The sequence below is a fragment of the Thermococcus sp. 21S9 genome (assembly GCF_012027635.1).
In the GTDB taxonomy this organism is placed as follows: Archaea; Methanobacteriota_B; Thermococci; order Thermococcales; family Thermococcaceae; genus Thermococcus.
Genome location: NZ_SNUS01000001.1, coordinates 694,689 through 716,910, shown reverse-complemented (window position 1 = coordinate 716,910; position 22,222 = coordinate 694,689). Strand labels below are relative to the sequence as shown.

The 22,222-nt window shown below is 54.4% G+C and carries 24 protein-coding genes and 1 CRISPR repeat array; of the genes, 12 read left to right on the top strand and 12 right to left on the bottom strand.

What is annotated here, in order from left to right:
- Position 1 precedes the first annotated feature (1 nt).
- The gene (locus tag E3E28_RS04165; protein ID WP_167914141.1) at positions 2–1,450 is read right to left on the bottom strand and encodes a DUF515 domain-containing protein; all 1,449 of its coding nucleotides are present in this window, start codon (positions 1,448–1,450) and stop codon (positions 2–4) included.
- 89 nt (positions 1,451–1,539) lie between these two features.
- Here E3E28_RS04165 and E3E28_RS04160 point away from each other — a divergent pair, with 89 nt between their 5' ends.
- Genes E3E28_RS04160 through trm14 form a run of 3 tightly spaced genes read left to right on the top strand, consistent with a single transcriptional unit; the run spans position 1,540 to position 4,002 of the window.
- On the top strand, positions 1,540–1,860 hold the full coding sequence (locus E3E28_RS04160) for a TIGR04076 family protein (protein ID WP_167914140.1): 321 nt from the start codon (positions 1,540–1,542) through the stop codon (positions 1,858–1,860).
- Complete coding sequence (locus E3E28_RS04155; RefSeq protein WP_167914139.1) at positions 1,829–2,899, top strand: GTPase; 1,071 nt, start codon at positions 1,829–1,831, stop codon at positions 2,897–2,899. Before E3E28_RS04160 ends, E3E28_RS04155 begins: the two co-directional genes overlap by 32 nt.
- Positions 2,900–2,904: 5 nt before the next feature.
- Positions 2,905–4,002 (top strand): tRNA (guanine(6)-N2)-methyltransferase, encoded by a 1,098-nt coding sequence (trm14, locus tag E3E28_RS04150; protein WP_167915194.1) that lies wholly within the window; start codon positions 2,905–2,907, stop codon positions 4,000–4,002.
- Between the two features lie 18 nt (positions 4,003–4,020).
- Here the strand turns inward: trm14 and E3E28_RS04145 are convergent, their stop codons facing one another.
- The gene (locus E3E28_RS04145) at positions 4,021–4,698 is read right to left on the bottom strand and encodes a fumarylacetoacetate hydrolase family protein (RefSeq protein ID WP_167914138.1); all 678 of its coding nucleotides are present in this window, start codon (positions 4,696–4,698) and stop codon (positions 4,021–4,023) included.
- 92 nt (positions 4,699–4,790) lie between these two features.
- Between E3E28_RS04145 and E3E28_RS04140 the strand changes: the two genes are divergently transcribed.
- Positions 4,791–5,756, top strand: coding sequence for a hypothetical protein (locus E3E28_RS04140; RefSeq protein ID WP_342764469.1), 966 nt, complete (start codon positions 4,791–4,793; stop codon positions 5,754–5,756).
- Here E3E28_RS04140 and E3E28_RS04135 read toward each other — a convergent pair.
- On the bottom strand, positions 5,753–6,901 hold the full coding sequence (locus E3E28_RS04135) for a tryptophan--tRNA ligase (protein ID WP_167914136.1): 1,149 nt from the start codon (positions 6,899–6,901) through the stop codon (positions 5,753–5,755). The genes E3E28_RS04140 and E3E28_RS04135 overlap by 4 nt on opposite strands.
- Before the next feature lie 181 nt (positions 6,902–7,082).
- On the opposite strand from E3E28_RS04135, the gene E3E28_RS04130 reads away from it, so the two are divergent.
- Genes E3E28_RS04130 through E3E28_RS04120 form a run of 3 tightly spaced genes read left to right on the top strand, consistent with a single transcriptional unit; the run spans position 7,083 to position 8,917 of the window.
- Positions 7,083–7,271 (top strand): antitoxin family protein, encoded by a 189-nt coding sequence (locus E3E28_RS04130; protein ID WP_167914135.1) that lies wholly within the window; start codon positions 7,083–7,085, stop codon positions 7,269–7,271.
- A 36-nt stretch (positions 7,272–7,307) separates the two neighbouring features.
- Complete coding sequence (locus E3E28_RS04125) at positions 7,308–8,153, top strand: DMT family transporter (protein ID WP_167914134.1); 846 nt, start codon at positions 7,308–7,310, stop codon at positions 8,151–8,153.
- Positions 8,150–8,917, top strand: a complete 768-nt coding sequence (locus E3E28_RS04120) for an MBL fold metallo-hydrolase (RefSeq protein ID WP_167914133.1) — start codon at positions 8,150–8,152, stop codon at positions 8,915–8,917. Before E3E28_RS04125 ends, E3E28_RS04120 begins: the two co-directional genes overlap by 4 nt.
- 39 nt (positions 8,918–8,956) lie before the next feature.
- Positions 8,957–10,198: a CRISPR direct-repeat array (repeat unit 30 nt; unit sequence CTTTCAATTCTCCTAGAGTCTTATTGCAAC).
- A 481-nt stretch (positions 10,199–10,679) separates the two neighbouring features.
- Here E3E28_RS04120 and E3E28_RS04115 read toward each other — a convergent pair.
- Positions 10,680–12,083, bottom strand: coding sequence for an acetate--CoA ligase family protein (locus E3E28_RS04115; protein ID WP_167914132.1), 1,404 nt, complete (start codon positions 12,081–12,083; stop codon positions 10,680–10,682).
- 179 nt (positions 12,084–12,262) lie between these two features.
- On the opposite strand from E3E28_RS04115, the gene E3E28_RS04110 reads away from it, so the two are divergent.
- From E3E28_RS04110 to E3E28_RS04100, 3 genes are read left to right on the top strand one after another with little or no spacing between them, the layout of a single operon-like run.
- A complete protein-coding gene (locus E3E28_RS04110) occupies positions 12,263–12,838 on the top strand; it encodes a winged helix-turn-helix domain-containing protein (protein WP_167914131.1) in 576 nt (191 codons plus the stop codon).
- 5 nt (positions 12,839–12,843) lie between these two features.
- Positions 12,844–13,149, top strand: a complete 306-nt coding sequence (locus E3E28_RS04105; RefSeq protein WP_042692064.1) for a DUF211 domain-containing protein — start codon at positions 12,844–12,846, stop codon at positions 13,147–13,149.
- Positions 13,150–13,707, top strand: a complete 558-nt coding sequence (locus E3E28_RS04100) for a transcriptional regulator (protein WP_167914130.1) — start codon at positions 13,150–13,152, stop codon at positions 13,705–13,707.
- A gap of 41 nt (positions 13,708–13,748) precedes the next feature.
- On the opposite strand, the gene E3E28_RS04095 is transcribed toward E3E28_RS04100, so the two are convergent.
- The 6 genes from E3E28_RS04095 to E3E28_RS04070 form a co-directional block, all read right to left on the bottom strand.
- A complete protein-coding gene (locus E3E28_RS04095) occupies positions 13,749–15,191 on the bottom strand; it encodes an NAD(P)H-hydrate dehydratase (protein WP_167914129.1) in 1,443 nt (480 codons plus the stop codon).
- A gap of 144 nt (positions 15,192–15,335) precedes the next feature.
- Positions 15,336–15,620: a hypothetical protein gene (locus tag E3E28_RS04090; protein WP_167914128.1), complete on the bottom strand. Its 285-nt coding sequence runs from the start codon at positions 15,618–15,620 to the stop codon at positions 15,336–15,338.
- 25 nt (positions 15,621–15,645) lie between these two features.
- The gene (locus E3E28_RS04085; RefSeq protein WP_167914127.1) at positions 15,646–16,197 is read right to left on the bottom strand and encodes a [protein ADP-ribosylglutamate] hydrolase; all 552 of its coding nucleotides are present in this window, start codon (positions 16,195–16,197) and stop codon (positions 15,646–15,648) included.
- Positions 16,190–17,173, bottom strand: coding sequence for a DUF835 domain-containing protein (locus tag E3E28_RS11270; protein ID WP_167914126.1), 984 nt, complete (start codon positions 17,171–17,173; stop codon positions 16,190–16,192). Before E3E28_RS11270 ends, E3E28_RS04085 begins: the two co-directional genes overlap by 8 nt.
- Positions 17,160–18,434, bottom strand: a complete 1,275-nt coding sequence (locus tag E3E28_RS04075; RefSeq protein ID WP_167914125.1) for an amidohydrolase family protein — start codon at positions 18,432–18,434, stop codon at positions 17,160–17,162. Before E3E28_RS04075 ends, E3E28_RS11270 begins: the two co-directional genes overlap by 14 nt.
- A gap of 111 nt (positions 18,435–18,545) precedes the next feature.
- Positions 18,546–19,319, bottom strand: coding sequence for an S-methyl-5'-thioadenosine phosphorylase (locus tag E3E28_RS04070; RefSeq protein WP_167915193.1), 774 nt, complete (start codon positions 19,317–19,319; stop codon positions 18,546–18,548).
- A gap of 115 nt (positions 19,320–19,434) precedes the next feature.
- Here E3E28_RS04070 and E3E28_RS04065 point away from each other — a divergent pair, with 115 nt between their 5' ends.
- A complete protein-coding gene (locus E3E28_RS04065) occupies positions 19,435–20,160 on the top strand; it encodes a proteasome assembly chaperone family protein (protein WP_167914124.1) in 726 nt (241 codons plus the stop codon).
- Between the two features lie 9 nt (positions 20,161–20,169).
- The gene (locus E3E28_RS04060; RefSeq protein WP_014122819.1) at positions 20,170–20,553 is read left to right on the top strand and encodes a DUF473 domain-containing protein; all 384 of its coding nucleotides are present in this window, start codon (positions 20,170–20,172) and stop codon (positions 20,551–20,553) included.
- Here E3E28_RS04060 and nucS read toward each other — a convergent pair.
- Positions 20,550–21,299: an endonuclease NucS gene (gene nucS, locus E3E28_RS04055; protein ID WP_167914123.1), complete on the bottom strand. Its 750-nt coding sequence runs from the start codon at positions 21,297–21,299 to the stop codon at positions 20,550–20,552. The genes E3E28_RS04060 and nucS overlap by 4 nt on opposite strands.
- Positions 21,300–21,433: 134 nt before the next feature.
- Positions 21,434–22,204, bottom strand: coding sequence for a hypothetical protein (locus E3E28_RS04050; RefSeq protein ID WP_342764468.1), 771 nt, complete (start codon positions 22,202–22,204; stop codon positions 21,434–21,436).
- Positions 22,205–22,222 lie beyond the last annotated feature (18 nt).

Sequence of the window (22,222 nt, the reverse complement as noted above, 5' to 3'; positions counted from 1 at the left end):
CTCACGTTGAAACCTTTGCCACGTAGAGGTACTGCTGGTTCTGGAGTATGTCCGGGACGAAGATTGACGGAACCTTAACGATTACGAGGAACTCGGTGTTGGGTGGAAGCACCAGCATGTCCGAGGACTGTTCGAGGTCTATGACCTTCCATCCGTAGCTCTGAAGGGCCTCCTTCGCCTGGTCGCTGGCCTGTATCTTTCCGGCGGCTATTGCCTTCAGTATCTCGGCGAGGTTAACGTTGTATGAGTAGCTGGCAGAGGAGCTCTGGCTGGCGCTCTGGGAGTTGGAGTAGGTGTCTGAGACGGTGGTGCCGTTGGAGTACTGGAAGTCGCCCGGATTGTAGGTCGATGCGTGGTTCTCGTTGTAGGTGGTCGAGGTAGAGGAGCTGGTGGAACTGCTCTGGCTCTGGGATTCACTGACCGAAATCTGGCCGGCGTTGGTCGGGAGGAGGACGAGTTCAACGTAGCCCTGGTTGACTATCTCGCGGTAGGAGCCCTTGGTGCCGTTCTTGGCAAAGAACATCACGGCGTCGCCCGGCTTGAGGAAGCCACCGGTAATCCTGTCCCTTGGCAGGACGAGGGCAATCTCAACGTACTGAACCTTGTAAACCTTGTACTGGAGCAACTCCCGGTAGTCAGTTATAGCGCTGAGGATGGACTTGGCTTCCGCCTTTGAAAGGAGCTCCTTGTTGCCACCCTTCTCAAGGATAACATCGTTGCCGGGTATGTTGTCAATCTTCCAGAAGTAGTAGTCCCTCCAGAGCGAGAGCAGGTATGAGTCGGGGTTTATTGCCTTAACCTGCTCAATGGTCTTGGCACTCATAACCTGGTTCTCAAGGGTCTTCATGGCGGAGACGACCTTGGTTCTCAGGCTGTCTGGCAGGGGCATCGCGAGGAGTGGCTGGAACGCGGTCTGGATTTCCTGAATCTTCTCCTGCTTTGTCTGGTTCAACTGCTTTTCGTAGGCTATCTGCTCCTGCTCTTTGACACACTCCTGATAGGCCTGAACGGCCTTGTCAAAGTACACCTTAACGTTTATCGCCTTTAACTCCTCAACGCTGTTGGCCGTCTGGATTTTCTCAAGGACGGAGTTCCTTATCTGAATTGCCTTTTGGGCACAGTCCTTGTTGGAGAAGTTGTAGTGGGAGAAGTAATAGTTGACTTCATTTACTTTTTGTGTGCGTAAATTCTTGAGCTCATTAGTAGTTCTACTCTGCATATAGGAGTAAACGCCGATTGAGATAATCAGGATGATAATGATTAGAATGGACGCACCAATAAGAATCCTCTTGCGCCTCTCCCTCTCGCGGATGCTACTGATGGAGCGCGGTCTGCGCGGTGGCTTCTTCGCCGAAGCCGTCGGTGGTTTAACCGGGGGAGTCTCGGGCTCGGCCGTTACCTTCCCGAGCTCCCTCAGACGACGTATTTTCGCTTCAATATCCTCTGCCACTTTGAGCACCACCATCATAGTTATCGCTAAGCCATTAAGGTCTCGAATAGTTTTTGAGCATTAATCCTTATTTAAGTTTCGGTGAGAACGTGGAACGGTTGGAAATAGTTGCCAAAGAAGTGAGAGGAAGGTGCCCTGTATTCAAAGAAGGTGACAGAATCGTTGTAGAAGGCCCAACGGTAAAACTGGACGAGACCGACGCGATATGCACCCACGCCTTCGCGTCGCTTCTACCCTACATAGTGGCCCTGCGAAAGGGTATTAAACCGAGCGAGCTAGGCCTCGGAAGGGGAGAGAAAGCCTACGTCCAGTGCCTCGACCCAGGACCGCCTTATACCGACGGGGGAACTGTAATATTCGAGATAACGGTGGTTAGAGATGAAGCAGAGGAAGGCCTGGAAGGTCGTTAGGGAGGTCATAGACGAAGCCGACGTGATAGTCGAGGTAGTCGATGCAAGGGACCCGATAGGGACGCGCAACAGAAAGCTCGAGAAACTCGTTCAGGAAGAGGGCAAACCGCTCCTCATCGTCATGAACAAGGCCGATTTGGTGCCGAAGGAGTGGGCCGAGGAGTACAAGCGGAAGAGCGAAATACCGGTGGTCTTCATATCCGCGAGGGAGAGAAAAGGAACTGGAATCCTGAGGAGGGAACTCAAAAAGCTCGCAAAGCCCCTCCTGGACGAGAAGGAGAAAGTTAAGGTCGCTCTGATAGGCTACCCCAACGTCGGCAAGAGCACGATAATCAACACTTTGAAGGGAAAAAGAGCCGTTGGAACCGCCCCAATACCGGGCTACACGAAAGGGAAACAACTGATAAGGCTCAGCAAGAAGCTCTGGCTCCTCGACAGCCCCGGAGTCGTTCCGATAGACGACTTCGACGAGCTGGTCATTAAAGGAGGCTTCCCGGCGGATAAGATTGAAGAGCCAGTTAAGCCAGCCTTAAAGCTAATCTCCAGAATCCTTGAGACGAGGAGGGAAGCCATAACCGAGAAGTTCGGCATCGAAGCCGAAAACGAGGAGGAAATCCTAAGGCAGATAGGCGAAAAGCGGGGCCTGATAAAGGCCGGCGGAGAGGTCGATTTGGAAGAAACGGCGAGGTGGCTTTTGAGAGAGTGGCAGACAGGTCGCTTCACGCTGTTCGCGAGCGAGGAGGAAAAGAGCCGGGACTTCGTTTGGGACTTCAAAGATGTCCTCGAGGGCGTTGAGAAAGACCTTCTCCTCGACCCAAGGAGAATCCTCTGGAAGTATGGAGACCAGCTAAAGGAGAAACTCGACAACCAGAAGAGGGCAGGAGTAAGGGAGATAGAGGGGGTAACAGTGGGCATAGCGACGGGCTTCAAGAAGTGCGACTCGGCTTTGAAGTTCCTCGAGGAGCTGACCGGAAAGAGCGCAATCGCGAGCGAGTGCTTCGGGAAGAAGTGGAAAGGGGTTGTAGCGATACTGGAGTGATGGGTATGAGGCTAATCCTGACGACATCGCGGGGAATAGAGGACTTCGCGAGGGCCGAGGTTGAGAAGCTCCTCTCCGACCTTGGAGTTTCGTTTCGGGTGGAAGAGAAGCCCCTCGGCGTCGAGGGAAGGGTCTTGGTAGAGGTTGATAAAGCGTTTTACACCGACGAGAAAGGACGGAAGAGGGAGCTGAGCGTTTCGACATACCTGAACGAGCGTTCGAGGCTTCTCCACAGGGTCATAGTCGAGGTAGCGAGCGAGCGCTTCGAGGGGATAACCGAGGAGGAGCCGGAGAGGGCTTTGAAGAGAATTGAGGAGTTCGTGGCTTCGCTTCCGGTGGAGCGCTTTGTTAAGGTAAGCGAGAGCTTCGCGGTGAGGAGTTTCCGCAAGGGCGAGCACAGGATTACGAGCGTAGATATCGCGAAAACCGTTGGAAAGGCCATATTCGAGCGTTTAGAGCGCTTCGGAAGTCCGAAGGTGAACCTCGACCACCCGGCGGTAATCTTCAGGGCCGAGCTGATTGGCGAGGCTTTCTTCCTCGGGATTGACACGACCGGCGACAGCTCTCTTCACAAGAGGCCCTGGCGCGTCTACGACCACCCGGCCCACTTAAAGGCCAGCATAGCGAACGCGCTGATTGAGCTGGCCGAACCGGACGGCGGGTCATTCATAGACCCCTTCTGCGGTAGCGGAACGATTCCGATAGAGCTGGCCCTAAGGGGTTACGAAGGACGGATAATCGGCCTCGAGAAGTTCAGGAAGCACCTGCGTGGGGCCGAGATGAACGCCCTCTCCGCGGGAGTGCTGGATATGATAGAGTTCGTTCTCGGCGATGCGACGAGGCTAAGTGAATACGTCGAGAGCGTGGACTTCGCGGTCAGCAACCTTCCATACGGGCTAAAGATAGGGAGGAAGAGCGCCATTCCGAAGCTCTACATGGACTTTTTCGGGGAGCTTGCGAAGGTTCTGGAGAAGAGGGGGGTCTTCATAACGACGGAGAAGAGGGCGATAGAGAAGGCCATTGAAGAGAACGGCTTCCAAATCAAGCATCACCGCCTCATAGGACACGGCGGGCTGATGGTCCATACCTACGTGATTGAATAAAAGTGATGAACGGAGAAATCAGCACAGAATCGAGTCCTCGCTCAGGACGTCGAACTCGACTCTTCCGATGCCCTCAATCCAGGCATCAACCCTATCGCCGTGCCTCAGCGGGCCTATTCCTGCCGGCGTTCCTGTCGCTATTATGTCCCCGGGCTCGAGCGTCATGACGGAGCTTATGTACTCTATCAGCTCGGGAACCTTGAAGACCATCTCACTGGTTCTTCCAAGCTGTCTGAGTTCGCCGTTCACCTTCAGGCCGATTTCGAGGTCGTCTATTTTCAGCTCGCGCTTATCCACGACCCTCGGGCCGACGGGGGCGAACGTGTCGAAGCCCTTCGCAATCGTCCAGGGAAGGCCCTTTTCCCTCGCCTCGGCCTGGAGGTCTCTCGCTGTAATGTCGAGCAATATCGTGTAGCCAAGGACATAATCCATGGCTTTCTCAGCGGGAACTCTCTTCGCGCGCTTCCCGATTATCACGGCCAGCTCAACCTCGTGGTCAACGCGCCTGCTCATCCTCGGCAGAATTATCGGCTCGCCGGGGCCGATGAGTGCACTCGGAGGCTTGAGGAAGAAGACCGGCTTCTCCGGAACGTCGCTCTCCATCTCCCTCGCGTGCTCGGCGTAGTTTTTGGCGAGGGCCACTATTTTGCTCGGGCGTAGCTCATAGAAGCCGTCCATGTAAGGCAACCGAACCATACCATCACCGTTCGGAGTTCCCGGGAGGCGAATTAAACCTTGCCATACGAGGGACAAAAGTAATAAGGGGAACCGCCAAGGATTGAGCGGTGGTGGGGTTGCAAAAGGTCCTCGTGAAGGAGAGCGGAACGCTCGCGGTCTTCGCGGTTGTGGTGTTTGCGGTCGTTTTCATCTGGATTGCCATCGGAATGCTGAGCTTCGCCCCGACGTGGTTCGCCCTCCTCTTTCTGGCCATGCCTGTTCTGTTCATACTCCTCGCCCTCGCGAAGGGAACGAGCGTCTTCACCGGCAACAAAAGGGCCTCGGCACTCTTTGAGAGTTCCTCCATAGCGGAAAGCGGAGTTACGTTTCCGGAGGAGCTCGAATACGAGACCGGTAGAGTAACCCTCGACGGCTACTGGACGAGCACCGGGCGGAGCAGGAGCTACCACGTCAGGAGGAGCTTTGAGGCCCGGGAGAGAAAAACTGGAATGTTCGTGGAGTTCCTAAACGAACCTTTCAGAGTCCAAGTGCTCCGCGACGGGACGGGTAGAGTTGAGGCCCCGGCTGTTAGAGTCCTCAGCGGGCCCTACAGGGACGCCCTCTTGATTTTCTTCACGGACGAAGGGGAGGTTACAGGCTCGGGAAGCCTTACCCTGAGTAAGGGGAGCGACGTCGCGACGGTGACGTTCCGGGGAGAGGGAAGGGAGCTGAGGGGGAGCGTGCAGGCCGAGCTGTCGAAGGCGAAGAAGGTGAGAATCGAAGTCGGCTCGGGAAAGGTCTGGAAGAGGATAGCCGAAGGGCAGAGCTTCGACTTCACGTTTTCGCCCCTCCCCGGGGAGAAAACTGTAGTCTTCGCCAACTATAAAACGGTAAGTCCCATGTCGCTCGTCAAAACCCTCTGGAAAAACACCACCGTGCTCGGCCACGGAGCGTTTGAGCTCAAGGCGGTGCTGGACGTTCCGCTCGCGAGGGACGTCGTTGAGAAGGCTGAATTTAGGGTTGAACTGAAGAAGGAGGGGAAAGTGGAAAAGAGGGAAAGGAGCGAGTTCGAGGAGGAGTGGGGGTTCTGGGATTAGCGGAGTGGCTCAGGGATAGCCTTCTCCCACTGCTCCCTTGCCAGCTCGCCGGTGTACTTGAACTTCTCCACCTTCTTCTCGGCTTCTTTCCTCTTCTTCTGGTGCTCCTTCAGGAACTCCTGAACCTTCTTGATGAGGTAGCGCTTGCACTCTCCACAGGTCAGTTCGCCGGCTTTACACGCGTGGTATCGCTCCATGAGCTTCTTGTCGTCCTCCTCGAAGAAAATCTCCAGCCACTTGAAGACGACGCACTTCTCAGGGTTTCCGCCCTTCTCCCTCTGCTCTTTGAGCGTCGGCTGACCGCCTGTCAGGGCGAACTTCCAGATTTTCTTTCCAGCTTCCTCCGGGTCATCGGTGAGATAGACGGCGGTTTCAGGCTTGCTGGCGCTCATCTTCCCTTCGAGGCCCGTCAGCGGTGGAACGAACTTCGAGTGCAAAGCGGCGGTCTTGTAGTAGCCGAGGCTCTCGGCGAAGTCCCTCTGGAGCCTCCAGTAGGGGTCCTGGTCAATTGCCGCTGGAATTAGACAGCGCTTCTTCTCGAAGAAGGTCGGTGCGGCCTGTATGGCAGGGTAGAAAATCATTCCAATCTTGCTCTGCTCGTTGAAGCCAAAGACCGCTTTGGCCATCGAGTAGTTTATCTTCTTCGCTATCGGAAGGGCCATCTCGTAAATCTTCGTGAACTCGCTGTCCTGGAAGATGAAGGTCTTGTCGGGGTCGAAGCCGACCGCGATTATATCCAAAATGTTCTCGTAGGCCCAGCGCTTGGTTTCTTCTAAGGTGAGGTTCTTGAAGAGGAACTTCTCGTCGTCGGTTATCTGTATGTAGAGGTTGACGCCGAACTTCTCCTGAAGCCACTTGGTGGCGTAGAAAGGAATTATGTGGCCGATGTGCATCGGCCCGCTCGGGCCCCTGCCGGTGTACAGGAAGAAGCCCTTTCCGCTCTCGTAGTCGGCAAGGATTTTGTCGTAGTCCCTGTGGGAGAAGAAGAAGCGCCTGCGGAAGTAAATCGGCAGTTCGCTCTTCGTAAGCCTTGCCGTCTTCTCAAGCAACTCGTCCGTCAGCGGGCTGGTTCCGAACTGCTCTATCAGCTTGTCGTAGTCGACGAGACCTTCAACGTCCCAGGGGGTAACCTTAAACTCGTCCATTTAAAGCACCTCCATTTCCAGTGGAAACGAAGCTCGTGGCTAAGGCGGTGCAGAAGAGAAGGACCTCACCAAAGCCAAAAGCGACCACCGAGCATGGGAAGAGAAAGGGGAGAGGAGAATTTAAAGTTTTTGGAAAAGAAAAGGTTAAAGTCAAAATGATTGAACTCTGTATGGTGAGAGAATGGAAGTTGTTGAAGCCGTCTATGAGAACGGCGTCCTGAAGCCCAAGAAAAAGCTCAACCTCCCCGAGGGGAGTGAGGTCAGAATTAAGATAGTCCCGACAAGAGTTTCCGAGAGGACCTTTGGGATAGCGAAGATGAGCAAGAGGGAAATCGACGAGATAATCGAGGAGATTGAGCGCGGTGGGTAGAGAAGCCCATAAAAACCCCACCCTCTAACTCCACCCATGGACCGCGAAACCGAGGGGACGCTGTTAGCGTTTGTTGTGCTGGTCCTGCTCGGCCTCGAGCCGGCCGTAATCAAGGCCAATCCAGTTAATCCCTTCGCATTCGCCTCGCTGTCGGCTCTAATAGCTTCGCTAATCCTCTGGTCCCTCCTACTGCTCGGCGGTCGGGCGAGAGAAATCCGGGATAGACCGGCCGAGCTGAGGAAGGCCTTTCTAACGGGCCTTTTCGCGACGGCAATAGCTTATTCTCTCTTCTCCTACGGGACGAGGCTGAGCACTGCTGTAAACTCGGCGATACTCACGCGCTTCGAAGTCTTCTACTCCTTCCTCATCTCGTGGCTCCTCCTGAGGGAGAGGATAACCGGAAGGGCGGTAGTTTCGGCCCTAGCTCTAATCGCGGGCGTCTTCCTCGTGGTCGCGCAGGGAAAGAGACCTGAACTTTTGAAGGGCGACGTTCTACTACTCCTAACTCCCCTCTTCTGGCAGCTCGGGCACGCAATAGCCAAGAGAACCGATTACAGCCCGGTGACGATAGCAACGCTGAGGAACACCTTCGGCGGGCTTCTCCTCCTCGTTCCTGCCTTTATTACCGGCTTCGCCTTCACGAAGCTGGCTCTTGCTGAGGGGCTGATAATAGCGCTCACACAGAGCCTCTGGTATTTGGCGATAGCGCGGATTAACCTCTCGAAGGCGACGGCCATTTTAACGCCCGCGCCCGCTCTGACGGTGCTCGTCTCGATTGCGCTCCTCGGCGAGAGTGTAACACCCTACCACCTCGCGGGCTTAGCCTTAATAACCCTCGGAACCCTAACGGTGAGCAGAGAGGAGAGCGGGGTGAGGGAATGAAGGTCGTGATTCTCGGCTCGGGTTCATACAGCGGGACGCCGAAGCCCCTCTGCACATGCGAGAACTGCTCGCGGGCGAGGATTAATCCGGCCTTAAGGAGAACGCGGTTTTCGCTCTATTTCGAGGAGACGCTCGTTGACCCGAGTCCAGACCTGCACTACCACCTGGAGAGGCTGAACAGGGAGGTGGAGCGGATTCTCATCACCCACGGCCACTTCGACCACGTCTTCGGCTTACCGGACCTTCAGGTCTTCAGACGCGTTGAGTTCTACTCCCACAGGAAAGCACTGGAAGTCGCGAAAAGCTTGGCGAAGCTTGCATTCGGCTCAGAAAGTCCAGAGGGACACGAGTGGAGCTACGACGAGCTTGAGTTCTGGGAGGAGACGAGAATCGGAAAGATGAGGGTAGTTCATTTCCCCGTAACCCACACGGTAACTGCCGGTGGCTTCGTCATCGAGGTGAAGGGGAAGAGGATAGCGATAACCGGTGACACCGGGCCGGAGATTCTGAAGGATGAAAGAGCAATAAAGCTCATGGAAGGGGCCGACCTGCTTATAGCCGAGATGACCCACAGGGAAGCCATTCCCTGCTCGCATCTTGGAGTCCGGGAGGCGATAGAACTGGCGAAGAGGGTCGGGGCAGGCTACACCGTCTTCGCGCACATAAGTCACAGCAACTACCCCCATGAAGTTCTGGAGAAGAAGGTCAGGGAAGCAGGGATTCCGGGCGAGGTCGCGAGGGACTTCACGTGGGTTGAGATTTGAGTTTTAGGTTTCAGGTTGTCCTGTCCGTGGCCTGCTCTTCTTTCAATTCTCCTGGAGGCTTATTGCAACCGTGTAGCCAAAGAGGCCACACCCCCCCGAAAACCCCACTTTCAATTCTCCTAGAGTCTTATTGCAACAAATCATCCCTCCAAAACCTTCTTCAGATTGTCCTCACTTTCAATTCTCCTAGAGTCTTATTGCAACAGCTCGCTTGAGCCGGTCTCTGGGCTCAGGAGATAGAACTTTCAATTCTCCTAGAGTCTTATTGCAACCCAATCCTGCCCTTCTCATCGCTGTTCCCCCCTTCACCTTTCAATTCTCCTAGAGTCTTATTGCAACACTATCTAAAGGGGCTGATGAGCTGGTTTGACGCGACTTTCAATTCTCCTAGAGTCTTATTGCAACACTTATCACTAAGCTACAGCAGTACACTGTAGCGGTCTTTCAATTCTCCTAGAGTCTTATTGCAACCTGAGCCCGCCTCCTCGGGTTTTCTCGCGCGTTTCTTGCTTTCAATTCTCCTAGAGTCTTATTGCAACCCAGAGCCTTTCGCGATGTCGAAGAGGCGTCAGCTCTCTTTCAATTCTCCTAGAGTCTTATTGCAACTGGTTTCCGCTCTTCAAAAGCTATCGCTAAGCTTCTCTTTCAATTCTCCTAGAGTCTTATTGCAACCCATTTTGGTCCTGGGAGGCCTGGGCATGATTTACCTCTTTCAATTCTCCTAGAGTCTTATTGCAACGCGGGAGACCTTGAGCAGTTCGTCGAGGGCCTCAAACTTTCAATTCTCCTAGAGTCTTATTGCAACCCAGGTCGCGGATTGCGAGCTTGTATTTTTTTTCGTTCTTTCAATTCTCCTAGAGTCTTATTGCAACCGGTGGCTACTCGCTCAGATGGGTAGAGAGGGGCTTCAACTTTCAATTCTCCTAGAGTCTTATTGCAACATTTCCGTCGCGCGCTCTTCCGAGAGACCCCAGATGTCTTTCAATTCTCCTAGAGTCTTATTGCAACGTGAAAACTATCGTGTATAGGCCGTCCGATTTAGAAGCTTTCAATTCTCCTAGAGTCTTATTGCAACTGAAGTCCTCTGCAGTTATGTAGAAAGCGAGGTAGTTTCCCTTTCAATTCTCCTAGAGTCTTATTGCAACCGAGATTCACAGAGACGACAACAAGGACCCTCGTGAACACTTTCAATTCTCCTAGAGTCTTATTGCAACTAGAGGAAGAATGCCACGAGCCAACCCCAGATGAGACCTTTCAATTCTCCTAGAGTCTTATTGCAACAGGGCGCGAAATTCATTCTTCCGCCCAACAAAGGAAGAATGGCCCCCAATATTTAAGCCTTTCTGGAAATCCCCTGAAAAGAACGTCTGTAATGCCTTGGAATTGGAGAAGGGAGCCACCCCAAACAGGGCAGTACAAATCAAAAACCTTCCGAAGAACAGAATAGACAACAATGCACGTGAGATTTCCAGGAGTTAATTAGACGAGTGTTTCAAAAATCTAATGTTGAAAAAGCTTTAACGAAAAAACAAAGTGTTTTTAACAGGTTGTAGAGAAATTCGGGATTAAGGAAGTCCCTGTCCAGAATCGCAAGATAAATCCGTTACATTAGTTATCAAAAATAAAACAAAACGTCACGATTTTGAAAAAGCGAAAATCAATTTCCAACGACATAAGAACGCCGTTCCAAGCAAAATCCCCTACAAAAAGCCATTTTCCAAGGAATACAGAAACCTGAAAGTGAGAGAGAAAGAAAAAGGGCTCAGAGCTTTCCGTTCTCCCTGAGCCACTCGCCGTACTTGACGAGGGCATAGACGGCATCGACCGCGTCCTCGGTGGTCTCGTAGACCGGAATGCCCTTCTGCTCGATGTTCCTCGCCATCTTGTGCGGGAAGTCTCCACCGGGGGCGACGAAGACAATCGGCTTGCCGTAGGCCTTCATTCTCTCGACCGCGTCAATGATTCCCTCGTCGAGGGCCGGGCTCTGGAAGAGCGCGATGACGACGAGAACGTCAACGTTCGGGTCTTCGAGGGCGTAGCGCATGGCTATCTCGTACCTGCTCGACGGGGCGTCGCCTATAACGTCAATCGGGTTCTTGTATGACATGTGAGCCGGGAGCTTTCCGGCCTTGACGTCCTCCTCGAACTTCTTAAGCGTCTCCTCGCTAAGCTCCGCCATCTTCAAACCGCGCTCGAGCAGGCCGTCGCTCATCATAACTCCTGCTCCACCGCCGTTGGTGACTATCGCGACGCGGTCGCCTTTGGCCGGCTTCTGCATTGCCAGGACCTTCGCGTAGTTGAAGAGCTGTCTCATCGTGGTCGCTTCCAGAACACCGCTCTGCTCAAAGGCGGCCCTGTAAATCGCGTAGGAACCCGCGAGTGAGCCTGTGTGGCTTGCGGCCGCTTTGGCACCGGCCTCGGTCCTTCCGCTCTTGAGAATCACGACGGGCTTCTTGAGCGTAACGCGCTTTGCCGTCTCGAGGAACTTCCTTCCGTCCTTAACACCCTCAAGGTAGCCGGTTATAACGCCCGTCTTCTCGTCGTCGCCGAGGTAGTCCATGAAGTCGCTCTCGTCGAGGTCCGCCATGTTGCCGAGGCTGATGAACTTGCTCATTCCGATTTTCTCCCTCGCGGCCCAGTCGAGGATTGCCGCTCCGAAGGCTCCGCTCTGACTCATGAAGGCGACCTTTCCGAAGGGCGGTCTGGCCTGCCTCTCTGGCGGGTTGAAGTTACAGTCGAAGCCGTTCTCGAGGTTCGTGACGCCGAGACAGTTCGGACCGACGAGCCTTATTCCCCACTTCCTGGCGCGCTTAACGAGTTCTTCCTCAAGGTCGGCCCTTCCGGCCTCTTTGAAGCCGGCGGAGATAACTATCGCGCCCTTGACGCCCTTCTCACCGCACTCGTCTATAACGTCGGGCACAAACTTGGCAGGAACCGCGATGACCGCGACGTCAATCTCATCGGGAATCTCCTTGATGCTTCTGTAGACCTTGAACTTCTTCCCGTTGACTTCGATTTCACCGCCCTTGACGTTGACGGCATAAACCTTGCCGCTGAAGCGAAGTGTCATCGAGCGCATTATGGCGTTTCCAACCTTCCCGGGCACGTGGGAGGCACCTATGACAGCGACGCTCTTGGGGTAAAACAGGAAGTCGAGGCTCCCCATGCAACCACCTCCGAAGTTTTTTCGGTCGATGTTATTTAAGGCTTCCGAGGGTGGACGTTTTATCCAGGAGACTTTTTAAAGGCGGTTCCCCTTTACATATATAAAGCTACCGGCGGGGAAAAGGTTAAAACACCTGAGCGTTTAAAGAAACGTTGGAGCGTTAAGATTGGGTGGTCATAATGTCTAAGGTGAAGGTGATAACAGATCCAGAAGTCATAAAGCTGATGCTTGAGGACACGAGGAGAAAAATATTAGCCCTACTGCGGAACAGGGAGATGACTATTTCACAGCTCAGCGAAATTCTCGGAAAAACTCCACAGACGGTTTACCACCACATCGAGAAGCTCAAGGAAGCGGGCCTCGTCGAGGTCAAGAGGACCGAGATGAAGGGCAACTTGGTTGAAAAGTACTACGGAAGGACCGCCGACGCGTTCTACATCAACCTCTATCTCGGCGACGAGGAGTTAAGGTACTTCGCCCGCTCGAAGCTCAAGACGAAGCTTGACATCTTCAGGGCCCTCGGCTACGAGTTTGACGAGGGCGAGCTCCTCAACGTTATGGACGAGCTCCTCAAGAAGGAGCACGAGTTCAAGACCGAGATTTCAGAGGAGATTGAGGCCAACGAGGAGAGGCTCAAGGAGTTCTCCAACGAGGACATAATCCACGCCATAGACTGGCTCGCGATGGCCAGGATGGGACGCGACGAGGAGAGCCTCGAACTCCTCAAGAAGCTCGGTGAACTGCTCAAGAAGTGATTGATATGGCGAGGGGAATAAGGCTTCTCGTGCTGGACGTGCTCAAGCCCCACCAGCCGATAGTCACGGAGCTGGCCCTCGGACTGAGCGAGCTCGAGGGAGTCGAGGGAGTCAACATCACGCTCGTCGAGATTGACAAGGAGACGGAGAACGTCAAGATAACGATAATGGGCGACGACCTCGACTACGACGAGATAGTCAGGACGATAGAGGAGTTCGGCGGTGTGGTGCACAGCATCGATATGGTTGCCGCGGGGAGGAGAATCGTCGAGGAGGAGGAAACCCCGCAGGACAAGCTGGAGGAGTACTGAGTGAGGGAAGTTCTAATCATAACCCAGCCCGAGAAGGTTAAGGTCCTGTCGGAGGAGACTAGGTTCAAGATACTCCAGCTCCTCAGGCAGAGGCCGATGACGATATGGGAGCTCAGCATGGCGATAGGCAGGGACAGAACAACCATTTACCGCCACATAAAGGCCCTTGAGAAGGCCGGCTTCGTTGAGGAACTCGGGACTGAGGGCAACGAGAAGCTCTACGGCAGAACCGCGAGGCTCTTCCTCATAAAAGCCGAACCGCACGAGAGCATCGAGAACTTCCGTCAGGCCTACCTTCAGGTAGAGGCGGACAGGCTCGTGAACATACTCGAGAAAGCCGGGATTCACGTGAAGGACAGGGAAAAGCTCAGGATGCTCGTAAAGGAAATTCTGGATGAGATTGAGCTCAACTCACAGCATATAATCCGGAGGATATCCGAGGCCAACGTGGAGATGAGCGAGATAGAGCTCTTCCACTTTCTCAACATGCTCGTCTTCCTCCAGAGTTGCGAACTCTGCGAAATGGCCAAGAAGGTCAAGAAGCTGATAGAGATATAGTCCGGACTCAAAAGCTAAAAACAGGACAGAGGAGGACAAAGTCAAAACTCCTCCACCCATTTTACGGCCTTTGGAATCCGTTTCGCGAGCTCAAGGGCAGTGAAGTTTTCTCCAAGCTCTTCTTTCACCACGTCGCCGGCGAGGCCGTTGAGGAAGGCACCAACCGAGGCCGACCGCAGAGGAGAGTTTCCGAGAGCGAGCAGGGCCCCGACGAGGCCGGCCAAAACGTCACCCGTTCCACCGGTCGTCATTCCCCGGTTGCCTGTTCTGTTGTACTTCCAGGTTTCTCCGTCGCTTATGATATCGTATGCCCCCTTGAGGAGGATTACTCCACCGATTTCCCGGGCCTTCTCCTTGACAAGCCTGGCGCGCTCAATCAGCTCCTCTGGGGGCTTGACGCCGAAGAGGGCTTTGAACTCACCTGCGTGGGGCGTGAGGACGAAGGTCTTACCCTTGAGAACGCTCAAATCCTCGGCTATCGCCTTCAGTCCGTCAGCATCGATTACAATAGGCTTCTCACAGCGCCTCACGAACTCTCTAACGAACTCCTTTGTTTCGTCAGCGAGACCGAGCCCTGGACCGAGAACAACCGCATCTACTTTCTCGGTCAGCTTGAGAAGGTCATCAAGGCGCTCTTTCGAGAAGTCCCCGCCCGGGAAGGGCCTCAGAATCAGGTCCGGGTCGCTTATCCTCTTCGCAGGTTCGGCCGGCATCGCGAGGTAAACGAGGTCGACGAGGTAGCTCGCCCCCCTGGAGGCAAGGTACGGTGCGCCGTAATAGCTTGAACTGCCACCGATGACCAGAAGCCTGCCGTTCTGCCCCTTGTGCTGGCCCCTCTTCCTGAGCGCGAACTTTGCATCCCCCGGCCCGACGAGGTGGTAGAGCTCCCTGGGATAGCCTATCTTAACTACGACCCTCTCAAAGCCCTCGTACTCCTCCTTGTCCCACTGGAAAGTCACTGCGAAGTCAGCTTTAACGCGGACGTCGCTCGGGTAACCGCTCGGCAGGTCGACGCTGACGATTTTTGCCTTCCCACTATATTCGTTGATTTTCTCGATTGCCGAGCGTACCGGCTCTCTCGGCTCGCCCCTCGTGCCCGCTCCGAGGAGGGCATCGACGATGACGTCGTAACCGCTCAGGTCGAGGGACCTTATGTAGGTGGAATCCTTGAGAACTTTGATTTTCACGAAGTCAAGACCCTTCAGGATTTCCCAGTTGTGCCTGGCTTCCTCGCTCCTTATCTTCGCCTCGTCTCCAACCAGAAAAACCGTGACGTCGTTCTCGAAGCTCAAATGCCTCGCAACGACGAAGCCGTCCCCGCCGTTATTCCCGGTTCCCGAGAAGACCGCAATCCTGAGGCCCTTTCCAAAGCGCTCCTCTATCGTCCTCGCTACTCCCGCTCCCGCGTTCTCCATGAGCTGGTGAGGGGTTATGCCGAGCCACTTGGCGTTGATGTCCCAGACGTAAACGTCCTCGATTCTCATGGTATCACCGTTGATTGTTGGGTTCAACGTATTAAATCGTTTTCAGTCGTCGGGAAGGTCAAAATACCGCCAAGGAAACGCCCAAGAAAAAGAGTAACCTCACAACAGAATGGGAAAATGGGATTATGAGAGTTAACGAGTCGTTTAAGATTCCTCCTTCCCCTTTTCGCTCGCCGTGGGAAGGGCGTTGTAGTAGAGCACGGCAGTCAGGAACAGTGTTCCAACGATGAAGACCATCACAAAAAAGTCGAGACCGTAGACCGGGCTCTCAGATGCGTAGGGACCCCAGTACTGACTGCAATCGACGGAGAGGCATATCATCTTCCGTATGGCATCGTAGAGGATTAAAAAGCCCGTCAGGTAGAGAACGACGAGGGCAACACCCACCCTAAGGACGGTTTCCCTACACGATGATGCCATTGTTACCACCAATGAATAGAAAAAGGCCGAGGACTTAATAACGTTTTTGGTGAAGAACCTCGAGCGCCGTCCGGTAGGCATCGTCAGAGTACAGAACGAGATAAACCTTCTCCACGCTCTTAGCTTCCCTCAAGAACTCCTCAACGGTTTCCTTGAAGGCCCTCACAACTTCTTCAAGCGGACAGCCGTAGATTCCGGCGCTTATGGCGGGGAATGCCACGCTCTTAACGCCCAGCTCGTCGGCCTTTCTTAAGGCCCCGAGGATTGCCCTCCTGAGCTTCTCCCGCTTATCCGCATCCCACACTCCCCCGCAGTACGGGCCAACAGTGTGAATGACGTACTTAACCCCGTGACGCTCAAGCCTCATCGGGGGCGTTACAACGACCTCACCGTGCTCTATTGAGCCCTTCCCAAGCTGTTCCAGCATAGCTTCTTTGCTTACCCTGATGTACTCGCGGACGTCTCCAGCGGCGGCTTTGGCTATGGCGTAAGCAACGCCACCACCGTGCTCGAGGTAGCGGTTCGCGGCGTTCACGATGGCCTCGGCCGGAAAGCGGGTAATGTCGCCCTTGACGACCTCAAGCATTGCCCTCACCCAGTATGTTTCTCAGGAGCTTTCTCTCCCTTTCAGAGAGGAAGTTATCGCTTCCAACTATGAAAACCGTCGCGCCGTGGATGAGGGCATAGTCTCTGAGCGCGGAGAGGAACTTTAGCACGCTGGAAAAGCCGTTCTCAAGAACGAGATAGTCAAGGCCGTCAATAACGATGATTGGCTTTTTACCGGCTTCCTCCGCTTCCTTCATGAACTTGACAGCCATATCAAGGATTTTGGGAAGGTTCGTAGGAGAAATTGCCCGCTCATCGTGAACGGTCGTTATCCAGAACCAGTTGGGGACGTCCCGCGGAACCCGCGAGAAAACGAGGGCCGACGAGAGCACGTCCTCGGGGAGAGACTGAACCATGAACAAACCGGGCTTTTCATCGAGGCTCACGTCCTTGATGGAGCATATGGAGAAGTCCCCCACAAAAGACGTTCTCAGGAAGGTTCTAATTGACTCAAAGGCCAGGACAACACCGATGAAAGCTGGAACCAGGCGGAGCCGGAAGAACGGAATCAGACCCGAAAGAGCCACGACGACACCGAGGAACCCCTGAAGGACGGCCATCGGAGTCAATACCCTTCCCCCATACATGGCCAGGAGAACCGCCGAGAGCACAATCCAAAGACCGAGTAGAACAGAGGTTGACGTCTCATGCTCCGGATAGAAGAGGAAAACCATGAGCACCGGGAGTATCGAAAGGTAGAGAAGGCTCCTCGCGGTTTCATCGTTCAGGGTCAGCTCGTCTATCGCCTCAACGTTACCTGCCCACAAGAATGCCGAGAAAAAGGCCAAGCCGACGATGTAAACCCCCCTATCGGCGGAGAAAACGGGAACGGCCAGGCTCAGCCAGGCCAGAGAGTAGTAGAGGAGCGCCTTCCGGCCAGTAAGGTGGTAGTTGTAAAACAGGAGAACGTAGGAGACGAGCAGTGCAATGCCGAGGAACAGGTCAAGATAGTTCACGCGCCACCTCCTCCGCCCTGTTCAGTATTTTCTCCTCATCCAGCGTAAGAACTTCGCGGTCGAGCATTAAAACCTTTCCGTCAACTATCGTCGTCTCAACGTCGTTGCCGTTGGCGGAGTAAACGATGTGGCTCACTATGTCGTGAACCGGCCTCAGGTGGGGCCTGTTGAAGTCGAAGATAACCACATCGGCCAAGTAGCCGGGCTTTATGACGCCGGCGTTGAGGCGCAGAGCTTTTGCGCCGTTCACCGTTGCCATCTTGAAAACCGTCCTTGCATCGGCAACCGTCGGGTCGAGGTTGTGGACCTTGTGGAGTAAAGCGGCAAGCTTCATCTCCTCGACCATGTCGAGGTTGTTGTTGCTGGCACTTCCATCGGTTCCGAGGCCGACGTTGACACCAGCATTGAGGAGTCTCTGGAGGGGCATCACACCGCTGGCGAGCTTCATGTTGGAGCCGGGGTTGTGGGCAACCGTGACGCCGTTCCTCGCGAGGATTGAAACGTCCCTGCTGTCGAGCCAGACGCCGTGAGCTATTATAACATCACTCCCGAAGAAGCCGATTTCGTCGAGGAGCACAACGGGGCTCTTTCCATAGCGCTCCTGAATCTTTCCGAGCTCTGCCATCGTCTCTGCCACGTGAATGGTTATGAGCTTCCCGTGCTCGTCCGCGAGCTTCCTAACTTCTTTCAGCAGTGCCAGGGAGCAGGTGTAGGGCGCGTGGGGCCCGAAGACGAAGTGGACCCTCTCCGAGTTGAGGCTCTCGATGGCATTCATCTCGCGGAGGGCCTCTTTAATCTCCTTCTCTGTCCTCTCGGGGTCACCGAGGTCTATCATGCCATAGGAGAGATACCCGCGAAGGCCCGCCTCAAGGGTTGCCTCGGCCACCGCGTCCATCTGGAAGTACATGTCAAGGAAAGTTGTCGTGCCGGTCTTAATCATCTCGAGTGCTCCAAGGTAAGCTCCCACCTTGATGTGCTCGCGCGTCAGTTTGGCTTCCCTCGGCCAGATGTGCTTCTCCAGCCACTCCATCAGCGGTAAATCATCTGCAAGACCGCGAAGGAGACCCATCGGCGAGTGGGTGTGGAGGTTAACGAAACCGGGCGAAACGACCTTTCCGGTCGCGTCTATGACTGTATCCGCGCTCTCGTTGATTCCCTTCTTAACCTCGACGATTCTGTTGCCCTCGATTAGAACGTCAGCCTTCACAATTTCAGGGTTTTCACCGTAAACAACGTAACCGTTCCTGATGAGAATGCTCACACCAACCACCCCCTTTTAAAGGGGTGTGTTTCCGCTGGAAGTTAAAAAGGTTTCACCCATTAGAACCCCGTTCTTGGACAAGGCGAGAGGAAAGAGAAAGGATAACCGGCTTCACACGAACATCGTCTTCAGCACATCGGCGCAACCGCACTTCCTCTCTTCCGGAATCCTCGGGATGGCCCTCTTGAGAAGCTCCTGAACCTTGTAGTTGTTCTCGGCCATGACCTTGAGGACCTCCTGGGCATCCACAGGCTTGTCGGCCCAGACGTCGTAGTCGGTGACCGTTGCGATGTTGGCGTAGCACATTCCGAGCTCCCTGGCCAGGTTTATCTCGGGAACGAGCGTCATTCCGATGATGTGGGCGTACTGCCTGAACATGAAGCTCTCAGCGCGCGTTGAGAACCTCGGCCCTTCAATGCAGACGTAGGTGCCCTTCTCGTGGACCGGAAAGCCGAGCTCTTTTGCTGTCTCGTAGAAGATTCTCCTCATCTCGGGGCAGAAGGGGTCGGCCATCGAGACGTGGGCCACGCGCGGGCCGTTGTAGAAGGTGTAGTCGCGCTTCTTCGTGAAGTCAATGAACTGGTCGGTTATCACTATGTCGCCGGGCTTATACTCCTCGCGGAGCGAGCCAACTGCCGTAACGCCGATTACGCGCTCGACACCGAGCTCCTTGAGCGCCCAGATGTTCGCACGGTAGGGAACTTCGTGGGGCGGGAACTCGTGGTGCTTGCCGTGCCTGGGTATGAAGGCCACCTCAACGCCCTCGATTTCGCCGATTTCCACCGGAGCAGAGGGCCTGCCGTAGGGCGTGTGAACCTTGAGAGTTTCCTTCGGCTCGAAAACGCCGTAAACCCCGGAACCACCTATGATGCCTATCCTCGGCATGGTCATCACCGTGTTAAATGCTCGCTCCACTCATATAAGGGTTGCCTTTCCAGTGGAAACGAAGGGCGGAAACTTTAATAACCTTTGGGAACTAAATATTCCGGGGGGTGGTGAGATGGAGGAGAAACCCGTCAAGCTCGTCCTGCCGGAGGTAAAGAACCCGATATTCATCGAGGGTTACCCCGGGATAGGATTAGTAGGCCACATAGCGGGCAACTTTTTGGCCAAAGAACTCGGAATGGAGATGATAGGCTACGTCGAGAGTCCGTTCATTCCGCCGATGAGCATAGTCCTCGAGGGGAAGCCCAACCCACCGCTCCGCTTCTACGGCAAGGACAACCTGATAGTGGCCATCGCAGACGTCTACGTCCCCCCGACGCTCGTTAACGAGATAGCGCGGGAACTGGCAAGCTACCTCAGCGAGATGAAGGCCGAGAAGGTAATCTCCATCGGCGGAATCGGCATAGGCTTCTTCAAGGAGAAGATGGAAGTGTGGGGCGTTGGAGCTAGGGAGGAACTCAACAGGGAGCTCGAAGAGGCAGGGGCGAAGATACTCCAGTACGGCTCGATTATGGGGATGAGCGGAAAGCTCCTCTGGGAGGCCGGGAAGAGAGGGTTGAACGCCTACGTGCTCCTCGGCGAGACGTTTGGAGACAGACCCGACCCGAGGGCCGCTGCCAACGTCATCGAGGTCCTCAAGAAGCTCACGCCGATTGACGTCTCGACGGAACCGCTCATCAAGGAGGCCGAAATGATTGAGGAACAGCTCAGGAAGATGCACGAGCAGATGGAGCAGGCGAGGAAGAAGGAGATGAAGCAGTACGAGAGCATTTACCTGTGAGGTGGTAGCATGGAGGCGGTAATTCTAGCCGGAATCGCGAGACGGGTTTTGGACGAGCTCTTGAGGAACCCATACCGAACGATAGAGCTCAGGAGCGCGAGGAACGTTTTGGCCATCGAGGAGGCGATAGACGAGGCCCTCAGGCTGTTCCTCACCTACGACCCCTTTGACGACGTCTCCACTGGAACCGAAGGTCTCCTCGCGGAGCTGATAGAGGCCAAAGAGCTTGAGACGAGGGTCCCCTGGGAGGAGAGCGACGAGAGGGAAATAACGGTCTGCAGGGCAAAGGTTAAGCTGGTCGGCCTCGGGCGGGTTGTGGAGGTCGAGAGAAGGGACGGAATCCTCGTGGCGAGGGTTAGGGAGCTCTTCCCGCACGAGATGAGCATGGGTTAAAACAGCTTGAGCTGTCTTCCCTTCGATTTCCTGCCCCTCTTTGGCGGTTCGAGCTTCCTGAACTCAAGGCCCTCCTTTTCGAGAAGTTTTTTGGCACCGGAGGTGAGCGAAGGGGCAACTAAAATACCCCGGACGTTCTCGTGCTCCTCGCGGAGGGTTTCGACGTAGCGCTTGAGCTGGCTGACCGCGTGCAAATCCGCCCTCCTGCGCTTCAACTCGAGAACGACGAGGTTTCCGTCTTTGTCAACGCCGAGCACGTCAACGATGCCGTGCTTGATGGGCTTTTCGCGGTAGAGGGGCCTAAAGCCGGGCTCTATGACCTCCGGCTTCTCGAAGATGAGCTCGGCCATTTCCGCCTCGCTACCCGTCAAAGCGAGCTCCTCGTAGTCTTCAGCGTGGAAGACCGTGATTAAGTAGACCTCCTCAAGCTCGACCTCCAGCGTTTCCCTCGGCTTCCTCCTGACCGAGACGAGAACCGGCTTTTCGCGGAGCTCCAGCCTAACCACACTCCCCGGCGGCTGCCAGTTAACGGGTTCGCGCTTCTCCTTCTGGTGTATCAGGAAAGAGCCGTCGGGCTTGACGATTATCACCCTGTCTCCGGGGCCGAGTTCGCTTTTGGCCCTGCCATCGTAGTGGACCCGACAGCGGGCGAATATGGTAAGCACTCCTTCGGAGGAAACGGCCGAATCGACGAGGAGTTTTATTTCCTCTGGAGACGGATTCTCCCTGAGCTCGACCTTGGGCATGGAGAAAGGTGGATGGAGGTTATTTATAAAGCTTACAAGAGATAGCACCATCTTTCAGCATCAGAAGATAAGTCCGCAGAGGAACGTCCCCAAAATGGAGAACCAAAGACGGACGGAGTGCAGAAACGACAGAACTATAGCGAGTGCAGTTGGATAAAAACCTTTACAAGCAGGGGGGCGATGGCAAGAGCAATAATCAGGAGCAGTAAGAGGCCAAGTTTTCTCCTCCTGGGTAGGATTAGAATTCCGACAAGGCCGTACAGAGAGTTTAAAGCAGAGAGCAACAGGAGGTTCTTGCACAGATAATTATCCGTACAAACCTTCAAAAGTGGCCGTACTACTGTGATGTTAAAGGCCCAGGGATACCCTGACATTAAACGAACAAGGACAAGAAAAGCGCCGGAGAGTAGCGAGAGCAGTAGGGCCTTCTCAAAGGAATGGGAAAGCCGTCTTCCGGTAAGGAGCTCGTAGAGTATCAAAGCCGTCCCCAAAACAGATATCAGCATGGAAATCATTAGCAAAAGTCCAATAGAGGAAAGTACAAGATAAACAGCAACGGTAAAAATAGTCCCTTTCTTAACCCCGAATGCAAGGACTGCAGTGCTGAAAACGCCCCACATTGCAACGATGTTAAAGATGTCCCTCGTTGAATCACCGATGATTTTAGGGTCGACTTCATTTAAAACCCTTGGTAGCTCTCTGAACTCAAACCGGTATCCAGCTTTTTTCAGCAGTCTTCCAACAAAGAGAGCAACAATAACCAGAGTTATAAAATAGGAAACCACAGTAATCAGCAACCAGGAGGTGTTGAAATTCTCCCGACTAATATCGTGAGGAGGATTAATGTAAAACCACGCCCATATGAAGGCCCATATTACCAAAGGAGCCGTTACAGCCTCCAGCACAAGTCTTTTCCCGATTTT

What these genes read in the sequence shown, in the direction of transcription:
- E3E28_RS04155 (WP_167914139.1), top strand. Translation starts at nt 1,829, where the DNA reads ATGAAGCAGAGGAAGGCCTGGAAGGTCGTTAGGGAGGTCATAGACGAA.
- trm14 (WP_167915194.1), top strand. Translation starts at nt 2,905, where the DNA reads ATGAGGCTAATCCTGACGACATCGCGGGGAATAGAGGACTTCGCGAGG.
- E3E28_RS04145 (WP_167914138.1), bottom strand. Translation starts at nt 4,698, where the DNA reads ATGGTTCGGTTGCCTTACATGGACGGCTTCTATGAGCTACGCCCGAGC.
- E3E28_RS04135 (WP_167914136.1), bottom strand. Translation starts at nt 6,901, where the DNA reads ATGGACGAGTTTAAGGTTACCCCCTGGGACGTTGAAGGTCTCGTCGAC.
- E3E28_RS04130 (WP_167914135.1), top strand. Translation starts at nt 7,083, where the DNA reads ATGGAAGTTGTTGAAGCCGTCTATGAGAACGGCGTCCTGAAGCCCAAG.
- E3E28_RS04125 (WP_167914134.1), top strand. Translation starts at nt 7,308, where the DNA reads ATGGACCGCGAAACCGAGGGGACGCTGTTAGCGTTTGTTGTGCTGGTC.
- E3E28_RS04120 (WP_167914133.1), top strand. Translation starts at nt 8,150, where the DNA reads ATGAAGGTCGTGATTCTCGGCTCGGGTTCATACAGCGGGACGCCGAAG.
- E3E28_RS04115 (WP_167914132.1), bottom strand. Translation starts at nt 12,083, where the DNA reads ATGGGGAGCCTCGACTTCCTGTTTTACCCCAAGAGCGTCGCTGTCATA.
- E3E28_RS04110 (WP_167914131.1), top strand. Translation starts at nt 12,263, where the DNA reads ATGTCTAAGGTGAAGGTGATAACAGATCCAGAAGTCATAAAGCTGATG.
- E3E28_RS04105 (WP_042692064.1), top strand. Translation starts at nt 12,844, where the DNA reads ATGGCGAGGGGAATAAGGCTTCTCGTGCTGGACGTGCTCAAGCCCCAC.
- E3E28_RS04095 (WP_167914129.1), bottom strand. Translation starts at nt 15,191, where the DNA reads ATGAGAATCGAGGACGTTTACGTCTGGGACATCAACGCCAAGTGGCTC.
- E3E28_RS04085 (WP_167914127.1), bottom strand. Translation starts at nt 16,197, where the DNA reads ATGCTTGAGGTCGTCAAGGGCGACATTACCCGCTTTCCGGCCGAGGCC.
- E3E28_RS04070 (WP_167915193.1), bottom strand. Translation starts at nt 19,319, where the DNA reads ATGCCGAGGATAGGCATCATAGGTGGTTCCGGGGTTTACGGCGTTTTC.
- E3E28_RS04065 (WP_167914124.1), top strand. Translation starts at nt 19,435, where the DNA reads ATGGAGGAGAAACCCGTCAAGCTCGTCCTGCCGGAGGTAAAGAACCCG.
- E3E28_RS04060 (WP_014122819.1), top strand. Translation starts at nt 20,170, where the DNA reads ATGGAGGCGGTAATTCTAGCCGGAATCGCGAGACGGGTTTTGGACGAG.
- nucS (WP_167914123.1), bottom strand. Translation starts at nt 21,299, where the DNA reads ATGCCCAAGGTCGAGCTCAGGGAGAATCCGTCTCCAGAGGAAATAAAA.